7 protein-coding genes and 1 pseudogene are annotated in these 9,706 nt (G+C 61.1%); 3 read left to right on the top strand and 5 right to left on the bottom strand.

What is annotated here, in order from left to right; all coding sequences use genetic code 11:
• A pseudogene (locus tag MOV61_RS14735) lies at positions 1-1,064 on the bottom strand (hypothetical protein); the annotation flags it as partial.
• Positions 1,065-1,123: 59 nt separating this feature from the next.
• A complete protein-coding gene (locus MOV61_RS14730) occupies positions 1,124-2,422 on the bottom strand; it encodes an adenylosuccinate synthase (protein ID WP_247137091.1) in 1,299 nt (432 codons plus the stop codon).
• A 290-nt stretch (positions 2,423-2,712) separates the two neighbouring features.
• On the opposite strand from MOV61_RS14730, the gene MOV61_RS14725 reads away from it, so the two are divergent.
• Positions 2,713-3,603, top strand: coding sequence for a DMT family transporter (locus tag MOV61_RS14725; protein ID WP_038544648.1), 891 nt, complete (start codon positions 2,713-2,715; stop codon positions 3,601-3,603).
• Between the two features lie 113 nt (positions 3,604-3,716).
• On the opposite strand, the gene MOV61_RS14720 is transcribed toward MOV61_RS14725, so the two are convergent.
• Together MOV61_RS14720 and MOV61_RS14715 are read right to left on the bottom strand one after the other, a co-directional pair.
• Positions 3,717-5,891: a methyl-accepting chemotaxis protein gene (locus tag MOV61_RS14720; RefSeq protein WP_247137090.1), complete on the bottom strand. Its 2,175-nt coding sequence runs from the start codon at positions 5,889-5,891 to the stop codon at positions 3,717-3,719.
• 338 nt (positions 5,892-6,229) lie between these two features.
• A complete protein-coding gene (locus MOV61_RS14715; RefSeq protein ID WP_247137089.1) occupies positions 6,230-6,451 on the bottom strand; it encodes a hypothetical protein in 222 nt (73 codons plus the stop codon).
• 249 nt (positions 6,452-6,700) lie between these two features.
• On the opposite strand from MOV61_RS14715, the gene MOV61_RS14710 reads away from it, so the two are divergent.
• A complete protein-coding gene (locus MOV61_RS14710; protein ID WP_247137088.1) occupies positions 6,701-7,489 on the top strand; it encodes a creatininase family protein in 789 nt (262 codons plus the stop codon).
• Here MOV61_RS14710 and MOV61_RS14705 read toward each other — a convergent pair.
• Complete coding sequence (locus MOV61_RS14705; protein WP_247037846.1) at positions 7,486-8,457, bottom strand: LysR family transcriptional regulator; 972 nt, start codon at positions 8,455-8,457, stop codon at positions 7,486-7,488. The two genes, MOV61_RS14710 and MOV61_RS14705, sit on opposite strands and share 4 nt — an antisense overlap.
• Before the next feature lie 191 nt (positions 8,458-8,648).
• Here MOV61_RS14705 and MOV61_RS14700 point away from each other — a divergent pair, with 191 nt between their 5' ends.
• Positions 8,649-9,665, top strand: coding sequence for an ABC transporter substrate-binding protein (locus tag MOV61_RS14700; protein ID WP_038589017.1), 1,017 nt, complete (start codon positions 8,649-8,651; stop codon positions 9,663-9,665).
• The last annotated feature ends 41 nt before the right edge of the window (positions 9,666-9,706 follow it).

The following is a 9,706-nucleotide window of genomic DNA, read 5'->3' as shown; positions in this document are numbered from 1 at the left end:
CTCGGCGCCGGCGGCTCGGCCGGAGCCGGCACCTCCCAGCCCCAATCCTCGTCTACCGGCTTGGCCGGTTCCGGCGGCTGATGCTCCTCGGCTGGCTGCTCGACCTCCATCCGGTCCTCGACCGGATGCTGATCTTCGAACGGATGCGGTTCGCTGTGCCATGACTCCACGAACTCCGGAGCGCCCTGCTGAACGGTCTGGTCGCCACGCGTCGGATAGGGGAAATCGTCCTCGGGCGTTTCGTTCCCGGCGGCATCGTTCTCAATGGTATCGACCGGTTCGGCAGCCACCGATTCGACATTGACCGGTTCCGGCACAACCGGCTCGGACGCCGGCAGCGGTGCCGCCGTCGGAAACTCGATCGTGCTCTCGTCGAAAGCCTGCGAAGCCTCGGGCGCCTGCTCGGTATGATCGTAAGGGTGAGTTTCGGATGACGGCGGTTCCGACGGTACGTCGTCCCGCCAATCGCCATATTGCTGGACGGCGGGCTCCTGCTGATCGGCAACTGCCGCTGCCTCTTCCTCCTCGTGGAGGACGGCCGGCTCGGAGACCGGAGGCTCAACATAGGCCGGTTCTTGCGCGACCGGCTCCGGCTCGGCGGGCTCGGCCTGAACGACGGCTTGTCCCGGCTCTTCATAACCGTCTTCGTAAAAGACGGGCCGCTCTGCGCGAACGACGGGGGCTGATTCGGATGCGGCCGGCGTCTCTGCCGGCTCATGGTTTTCCGGCACCTGAGCCGGTTCGGCAGCGGACTGCTGGTCGTCCTGGTACTCGGAAACCCGCTCGACGGGAGGCGCCCCCTCGGCCGGCTGGGCATCCACAGCAGTTGCGTCGTCGGCTATCGGTCCCAGCGCTTCGGCATGTTCGCTCTCGACGTCGACAATAGCGGCTTCGAGCTTGTCGAGCTGCCGCCGCAGCATGTCTTCAGGCGGACGCGGCTTCATGTTCTCGAGTTGCCGCTGGACGGCGCCACGAGCCTTTTCATAAACCTTCGCACGCATCTCCGGCGTATTGTTCGCCAGACCGTCAACGGCGCGGCGGATCACCGCTACAAAATCAGCCATCAGCACTTTCTCATGTAAGCCGGCCCGAAGGCCGGCCGAATGGTAATCAATTCTTGACTTTAATCTTCAAACGGGTCGGTCACAAGTATGGTGTCGTCCCGCTCCGGGCTGGTGGAAAGTAGGGCAACGGGCGCACCGATCAATTCCTCGACCTGGCGGACATATTTGATCGCCTGGGCTGGCAGATCCGCCCAGGAACGTGCCCCGACCGTCGATTCCTTCCAGCCTTCGAGGGTGACATAGATCGGCTCGACGCGAGCCTGGGCGCCCTGGCTCGCCGGAAGATGATCGATCTGCTCACCGTCGAGCATGTAGCCGACGCAGATCTTCAGCTCGTCGAGGCCATCGAGCACGTCGAGCTTGGTGAGCGCGATGCCGGTGATGCCGTTGGTGGCGACCGACTGGCGCACCAGCGCTGCGTCGAACCAGCCGCAACGGCGCTTGCGGCCCGTGACCGTACCGAATTCATGCCCCTTCTCGCCAAGGAACTGGCCGATCTCGTCCTTGAGTTCGGTCGGGAACGGGCCTTCACCGACTCGGGTCGTGTAAGCCTTGGTGATGCCGAGGATATAGCCGAGCGCGCCCGGCCCCATGCCGGAGCCGGCAGACGCCTGGCCGGCAACCGTGTTCGACGAGGTGACGAACGGATAGGTGCCGTGGTCGATATCGAGCAGCGAGCCCTGGGCACCTTCGAAGAGGATGCGCGCGCCCTTGCGGCGCTGCTTGTCGAGCAGTTCCCAGACGGTTTCCCGGAAGGGTAGCACACGGTCGGCGATCGAGGTCAATTCCTGCATGATCGCCTCGTGCGAAACTTCCTTCTCTCCGAGACCCCGGCGCAACGCGTTATGGTGGGTGAGAATACGATCGACCTTGCCCGGCAGCGTCTCCATGTCGGCAAGGTCCATGACGCGGATCGCGCGGCGGCCGACCTTGTCTTCATATGCCGGGCCGATGCCGCGGCGGGTCGTGCCGATCTTGGTGCCGCTGTTGGAGGCTGCATCTTCGCGCATGCCGTCGAGCTCGCGGTGCAGCGACAGAATCAGCGTGGCGTTATCGGCGACGCGCAGGTTCTCAGGCGTGACCTTGACGCCCTGCGCGCCCAGCTTTTCGATTTCGGCCAGCAGCGCATGCGGGTCGAGGACAACGCCATTGCCGATCACGGCGATCTTGCCGGGACGGACGATACCCGAGGGCAGCAGCGAAAGCTTATAGCTGATGCCATCGATGACGAGCGTATGGCCCGCATTGTGACCGCCCTGGAAACGCACCACGATATCGGCACGTTCAGAAAGCCAATCGACGATCTTGCCCTTGCCTTCGTCACCCCATTGCGAACCAACCACGACTACGTTCGTCATCTGCATTTCCTGTATTGCGGGCAAAGCCCCACGCGACCACACGCGCACCTTCCGTAGATCAATATTGATATACGGTCGATGCGCCAATTTGATTTTGCATGCACTGCCTTTGGCGGATGGAACCTGCTCAGAGGCATTGCAAACGGCCGCATCTATAAAGCCTCGTCAGACGGAAAGCGACCTGTTTGTCACTCGGCCGTGGTTTTTACGTGACAAAAGCGTGGACTGCACGCTATTTCCCGGGCCGTTACCCCTGAAACCACCGTCATTTTCCGGCGCCGGAGACCATCTTGCATAAAAAGGCCTATCTCTCGCTCGTCATTGCAACCCTGGCCTGGGGCGGCAATGCGGTAGCGGGCAAGCTCGCCGTCGGCCATGTGAGCCCGATGATGCTGACCTTCTGGCGCTGGTTTTTCGCCGTCGCCATCATCTTCGCCATCTCCGTGCCGCAGCTCATCAAGGACTGGCCGGTCGTCAGGAAGAACCTGCCGATTCTCCTGTTCCTCGGCGTCGTCGGTTATGTCGTCTTCAACGGCGCGCTCTATACCGCCGTCAACTACACGACGGCGATCAACGTGACGGTCGAGCAGGCGGTCATCCCGATGCTGATCTTCGTTATCAACTTCGCCCTCTTCCGGATGAAGGTCTCCTGGGCGCAGATCCTCGGCTTCACCCTGACGCTCCTCGGCGGCATCATCACCGCCATCCACGGCGACTTGAGCGCGCTGGTGACGCTGACCGTCAACTTCGGCGACGCGATCATGATGATCGCCGTCGTCGCCTATGCAATCTACACGGTGGCGCTCAGATGGCGCCCGAAGATCGACTGGCGAACGCTGATGGCGGTCCCCGCCTTCTTTGCAATGGTCTTCTCGCTGCCGCTGGTATTCTGGGAATATTCGGCCGATCGCGTGATCTGGCCGGATGCGAAAGGCTGGGTCGTGGTGCTCTATACGGGCATCTTCGCCTCGCTGATCGCGCAGGTGCTCTACATCAAGGGCGTCGAGGAGATCGGCGGCAACCGGGCCGGGCTGTTCATCAATCTCGTGCCGGTGTTCGGCACATTGCTCTCGGTCGCCATCATCGGCGAGAGCCTGCAGCTTTTCCATATCGTCGCGCTGGCGCTCGCACTCGGCGGCATCGCCATCGCGGAATGGGGAAAACCTCATATAAACCGGTAGTCTTGCTGAAAATGAAAACCGCCGGCCCTTGCAAAGGAGCCGGCGGTTTTCAGAGTCTCGATCGATGCCCCCTCGCCTGCAAAGGCACCAGGCGGCATGTCGGGCGCGCTTCCTTAGCTGGCCATGGCCAGCCGTCCGGGAGCGAACGATCGCTGATCGCGCCCGTTGTTTCGGCTCACTTCGAAGCGCGCCAGCAGTTCGGAAAGGCGGCTGCTTTCCTGCGCCAGAGTAGCGCCGGCCGCATTCATTTCTTCGACCATGGCGGCGTTCTGCTGGGTCATCTGGTCCATGTGGTTCACGGACGTGTTGATTTCCGAAAGGCCTAACGCCTGCTCGTTTGCCGCGATGGCGATCGCCTCCATGTGCTGGTTGACCGCTGCGACAAGCTTGGCGATCTCTTTGAGACCGTCGCCGGTATCATTGACGAGAACCACGCCCTGGTTGACGGCGGCTTCGGAATTGCCGATCAGCGTCTTGATCTCCTTGGCGGCCTTGGCCGAGCGCTGCGCCAGTTCGCGGACTTCCTGGGCAACGACTGCAAATCCCTTGCCCGCCTCGCCTGCGCGGGCGGCTTCCACACCTGCGTTAAGGGCAAGCAGGTTGGTCTGGAACGCGATTTCGTCGATGACGCCGATGATCTGGCTGATCTGGTTCGACGCCATCTCGATCTTCTGCATCGCATTGACGGCATTGGAGACGACCGTGCTGGAGCTCTGGGCGCGGGAGCTCGCATCGCGGACGATTTCTCGTGCTTCGCTCGCCCTTTCGGACGTCTGCTTCACGTTGGTGGTCACTTCTTCCAGCGCCGCCGCTGTCTGCTCCAGCGATGCGGCCTGCTGTTCCGTGCGCTTCGAAAGCTGGTCGGAAGCAGTTGAGATCTCGTCGCTGCCGCTGCGAACACCCTGGGCGGTCAGGTTCACGCCTTCGAGCGCGGTGCGCAACTGGCGGACCGAGCTGTTGAAGTCATGACGCAAGGATTCGAACTGCGCGGAAAATTGCCTGTCGATCTCACACAGCAGATCGCCGGCGGCAAGACGCTGCAGGCCGGAGGCGAGTTCTGATGTGGCCTGGGTCAGCCGCTCCTCGGCTTCGGACTCTGCCCTGCGCTGGAATTCGGCGCGTTCGGCTTCCGCCGCCTTGCGTGAGCTTTCCGCATCCGCCTCGAGTTGGCGGTTCTGCTGCGCTGCCTCGCGGAAGATTTCCACCGCGCGTGCCATGTCGCCGATCTCGTCGGTGCGAGCAGCACCCGGGATTTCGACGGAAAGGTCGCCGCCGGCGAGCGTGCGCATCACACCCGTCAACCGGCTGATCGGGTTGGCGATCCGCACGATGACCGTGTAGATGCCGAGAAGCGAAAGCGCAAAAGCGATGAGGGTCGCAACGCTATAGATGGTGATGGACTGCTTTGCGGAAGCAACCTCCTCCGCCGTCAGCCTCGTCATCTCGTCGAGCGCGGCGGAGGCCATATCGGCAATCGAAGCCTGTGCGGGCGCGGCGGGCTTGCGCCAGTCGTCGACTGCCATATCGAAGGGCTTGCCGGCTTGAAACGCCTTCAGGGCGCCATTGCGCTGTTCGGCATAAGGTCCGGCGAAATAGGTCGTTTGTGCCGTCCGGTAGAGCGTCTTGATTTTTTCAGGCGTCGTCTCCGCGTTGGAAAGCTGGGTGATGACATCCCACGCCGTTGCCACGCGTGCATCCTGAACCGCGATTTCCGTCAGCTTGTCAGCGGCAAGCGGCTGCTTGGCAATCAGAGCACTGACGAAGGTGGAGTTGGCGGTGCCGAGCTGCGTGCGCGCCGTCCAGGCAAGGGAGCGGATCTGGGTGAACATGAGCATCCCCGGCCCGCGCGCATTGATGGTGGCCTCGACCTGATTGGCGGCCTTTTCGAGATCGGCCAGCATCGTATCGGCAAGTCCGAGCACGGCCTTGCCGAGTGCCGGATCGCGATCCTTGACTGCCTGCATCAGCGCGGTGTCGACAGTCGCACGATAACCCGCCCACTGCGTGTAGGCGTTGAGGACGGGAGAGATCGTGTTGCGCAGGCTCGCCTGTTCGACGTTGGCGGTCAGGGTCTTTACCGCCGAGAAGGCCTTGTCCATCGACTCGCGGCCGGTATCCATGTTCTTGCGGCTGGACGCGACCTCGGCAGGTTCCATCTTGATGGCCGAAGATATGCCGCCGCGCTCGCCGCGTAGTCCGATCAACGCATTGAAAAGTGCTTCGTCGAGCTGTGCTAGTTCCGAGAGCCGGGTGGAGTTCCGGTAGCGGTCTATCTCCTGAGACAGCATTTTGCCCACGAGACCCAAAATGCCGAGGCTCAAGACAACAAAAGCCAATATCAAAGTATGCTTGATCGAAATCCGCACCTGCATCGCTCCTTATTTCAACAACCGCCGCGGGGTTGGCTGGTTCGGCGGCTTTCCGGACTTGGACGGGAAAGATGGCCTAACCTCGCGTAGAACGTTAAATATTCAATTAAATACAACGCGTTCCGGAAGCCTGCGGAATCATTTTGCAAACCTGAAGCATCGCAATTGCCGAATGGCGAAAACCCGCCTCCCCATGGAAGGAAGGCGGGCCGGTCCGTCGTGCTGCAACGGACGGGAGCGAGGAGAGTCGCTCCGGATCAGATATGATGATAGGTCGGAAGGATCGGACGACGCTCGCGGGTCGGGCTCCGCGCCTGATCGCCGGATAGCAATCTATCTTTCATCGCGCCTTCATGGCGTTCGGTTGCCACATTTTCGGACAGCACGCGAGCGAAACCGCCGACACCCGCTGCCCGCGATTCCTTGCCGACAATAAGCGCCGTCAGGACGATTGCGGAGATAATGAGCTTCTTGATCATGGCTCTGCACCCTTTTCTTCGGACGGCTTGGATGCCGTTTCTTGAATGGCTTCATCCTATCCAGACGCTATTTCGGGCCGCTTAAACCGAAAGATGCAATTTTAGTGAAATCAGCTTTTTTCCCGACTTGGCACAGAAGGCTCGAAACAGCGCACTCAAAAAGGCAGCAGACTAGGCGGAAATTGATGCTTTTCGAGATGTGCCCGATCTCCTACCCCTCAAAAACAAGATGCAGAAAGGCAGGACAGCATGGGCAAGCCATTTTACTGGAACGAACTCAACACACTCGATTTCGCCGGCCTTTCGCCTGAAAAGACCATCGCCATCCTGCCGATCGCTTCCACCGAGCAGCACGGTCCTCACCTACCAATCGCAACCGATGTGGCAATCGCCAACGGCATGCTGGCCGAATTGAAGACGCAACGCCCCGACGACCTCGATTTCCTCGTTCTGCCGACCCAGGAGATCGGCAAGGCGAACGAACACGTCTACGGGCCCGGCTCGCTGTCCTTCGGCCCGGAGATCCTGATCCCCGCCTGGACCGCGATCGGCGCCAAGGTGGCGGAGGCCGGGGTGAAGAAGCTCGTCTTCGTCAACTCGCATGGCGGCAATGTCGATATCATGAGCATCGTCGGCCGCGAGCTGCGTGTCCGCTACAAGATGGCGGTGATCGGCACGCAATGGGGCCGCTTCGGCAATCCGCCCGGCCTGATCAGCGAACACGAGCAGAAATACGGTATCCATGGCGGCGAAGTCGAAACCTCGCTGATGTTGCATTTCCGCCCCGAACTGGTGCGGATGGAGAACGCGCAGAACTTCGTCTCCAAGGCGGAAAGCCGCTCGAAATACATGCAGCCTGCCCCCCCGCACGTGCTGTCCTGGGTGGCCCATGACCTGAACCCCCACGGCGTCGTCGGCGACGCCTCGAAGGGCACCGCCGAAAAGGGCGCGGCTATCTGCCGCCATCAGGTCGCGGGCTTCATCGAGATGCTGCGGGAATTCGAAACCTTTCCGCTCGACGAACTTTATTCCCGCTAACCCTCGTCGCGCTGCGCGTCCCGGCCATGCGGCTGGAGCGGCAGATGGCCCTTGGCCTGCAGCTCGGCGACCATCGCGGCAAGCTCCGATAGCAGGAATTCCACGAACAGACTGGTCGCCGTATCGAGCGTCGTCCGGGCGCGGGCGAAAAGCTTCATCGGCTGATGGCGCGCGTGCGGGTTGGCGATCGGCCGGAAGATCAGCTCGCCGCGACGGCATTCCGACAGCACGTCGAGCGGATTGAGCAACGTCAGCCCTGTGCCCGCCTTGACCAGCTTCTTCAGCATTTCCGAGGCGTTGCTTTCCACCAGCGGCTCCACCGCGATCGACAGCGGCGATAGCGCCAGGTTGATGATGTTGCGCAAACTGGTGCCCGACTGTGCAAGCACCAGCGGCTCCTGCACGACATCCGCAAGATCGACCGGCCCCTCTTCCGCCGCCAGCCGATGCCCCGGCGGCATCACCACGCCGATCGGTATGTCGAAATTGGCAAGTGTCCGAATGCCGGGCGTCGCCGGGATGTTGAAGCCAAGCCCGAAATCCACCTCCCCCGTAATCACCGGCTGCATCGTGTTCGACGGCCCGTCATTGCGCAGATGAACCCGCACGCGCGGATGCTGCGCGACGAAGCGGGCTATGATCTCGGGGAGCGGCCCTGCGGCGAGCCCGACGGTCGAGACCAGTGTCACCTTGCCGGCCTGCGGCATCTTGAGACCGCGGATCCGCGCTTCCATCCGCTCATAGGTCTTCAGCACCTCCCGGATGTGCTCGATACAGAGCTCGCCAGCTGCGGTCAGCTTCAGCCCACGCGGCATCCGCTCGAAGAGCGGCGCCCCAAACTCTTCCTCCAGGGCCAATATCTGCCGGTTGATCGCCGACGATGCGACGTTCAGCCGGGCGGCCGCCTTTCGGATCGACCCGCAACGGGCAATCTCGTCTATATATTGAAGTTTTCGCGAGTGCAGCATTTTCTCCGAAGCCCCTCATTGCATGTTTTTTGATCATGCACCACAATTTGGCAGGTTAAAATTCGAGCGCTGCCCTAAAGGCATCAATGTGAACGAATTTTGATGCTTTTCAAAGAGCAACGCAACCGTACAAATGTCCATCATAAGCTGCTCTCACGATGCCGCACGGTTTAACAGGGGAACAAAGCGACATGTCCAAATCATTGATGATGAAGAGTTTTCTGGCCGCGCTCGGCCTTTCGGCGATGGCGCTCGCCGCTCAACCGGCTGCAGCTCTCGACGAAGTCTCCTATGGCACCAACTGGCTCGCCCAGGCCGAGCATGGCGGCTTCTACCAGGCCGCCGCCGATGGCACCTATGAAAAGCATGGCCTGAAGGTGAAGATCGTGCAGGGTGGCCCGAATGCCGCCAACCGCGCGCTTCTGATCGCCGGCAAGGTCGATTTCTACATGGGCGGTCCGCTCGGCGACATGGATGCCGTCAAGCAGGGCATCCCGCTGGTCAGTGTCGCCTCGATCTTCCAGAAGGACCCGCAGGTCCTGCTCGCCCATCCCGATGCCGGTGTCGAGACCTTCGCGGACCTGGCCAAGATGAAGACCATCTTCATGGGCAAGGAAGGCTACACCACCTATTTCGAGTGGATGAAGAAGAACTTCAAAGGCTTCAAGGACGAGCAGTTCAAGCCCTACACGTTCAACCCTGCCCCCTTCATCGCCGACAAGGCTTCCGCACAGCAGGGTTACCTGACCTCCGAACCCTATGAGATCGGAAAGCAGGCCGGCTGGACGCCGAAAGTGTTCCTGATCGCCGATGCCGGTTACGGCCCCTATTCGACGATGATCACCACCACGCAGACGATGATCGACAAGAAGTCGGATGTCGTGCAGCGTTTTGTCGATGCCTCGCTCGAAGGCTGGTACACTTATCTCTATGGTGACAACAAAGCCGCCAACGACTTGATCAAGAAGGACAATCCGGAAATGACGGATGGCCAGATCGCCTATTCCATCGCCAAGATGAAGGAATACGGCATCGTGGTTTCCGGCGACGCCGAAACCAAGGGCATCGGCTGCATCACCGACGAGCGCTACAAGAAGTTCTTCGAGTCTATGGTCTCGATCGGCGTCGAACCGGCCGACCTTGATTACAAGAAGGCCTATTCGACCAAGTTCGTCTGCAAGGGCGTCGGCATGGCGCTGAAAAAATAGTCTCGGAAGAGCGCAATGGTTCATTCCCTCTTTGCTGTGCC

It is taken from the genome of Neorhizobium sp. BETTINA12A (genome assembly GCF_023006485.1).
GTDB lineage: Bacteria > Pseudomonadota > Alphaproteobacteria > Rhizobiales > Rhizobiaceae > Neorhizobium.
Note: the sequence above shows the minus strand (reverse complement) of the source record. Positions and strands in the feature narration are given on the sequence as shown.

Bases quoted from the DNA above. Each gene is read 5' to 3' on its own strand.
- MOV61_RS14700 (WP_038589017.1), top strand. From the start codon at position 8,649: ATGTCCAAATCATTGATGATGAAGAGTTTTCTGGCCGCGCTCGGCCTT.
- MOV61_RS14720 (WP_247137090.1), bottom strand. From the start codon at position 5,891: ATGCTGTCTCAGGAGATAGACCGCTACCGGAACTCCACCCGGCTCTCG.
- MOV61_RS14705 (WP_247037846.1), bottom strand. From the start codon at position 8,457: ATGCTGCACTCGCGAAAACTTCAATATATAGACGAGATTGCCCGTTGC.
- MOV61_RS14710 (WP_247137088.1), top strand. From the start codon at position 6,701: ATGGGCAAGCCATTTTACTGGAACGAACTCAACACACTCGATTTCGCC.
- MOV61_RS14730 (WP_247137091.1), bottom strand. From the start codon at position 2,422: ATGACGAACGTAGTCGTGGTTGGTTCGCAATGGGGTGACGAAGGCAAG.
- MOV61_RS14715 (WP_247137089.1), bottom strand. From the start codon at position 6,451: ATGATCAAGAAGCTCATTATCTCCGCAATCGTCCTGACGGCGCTTATT.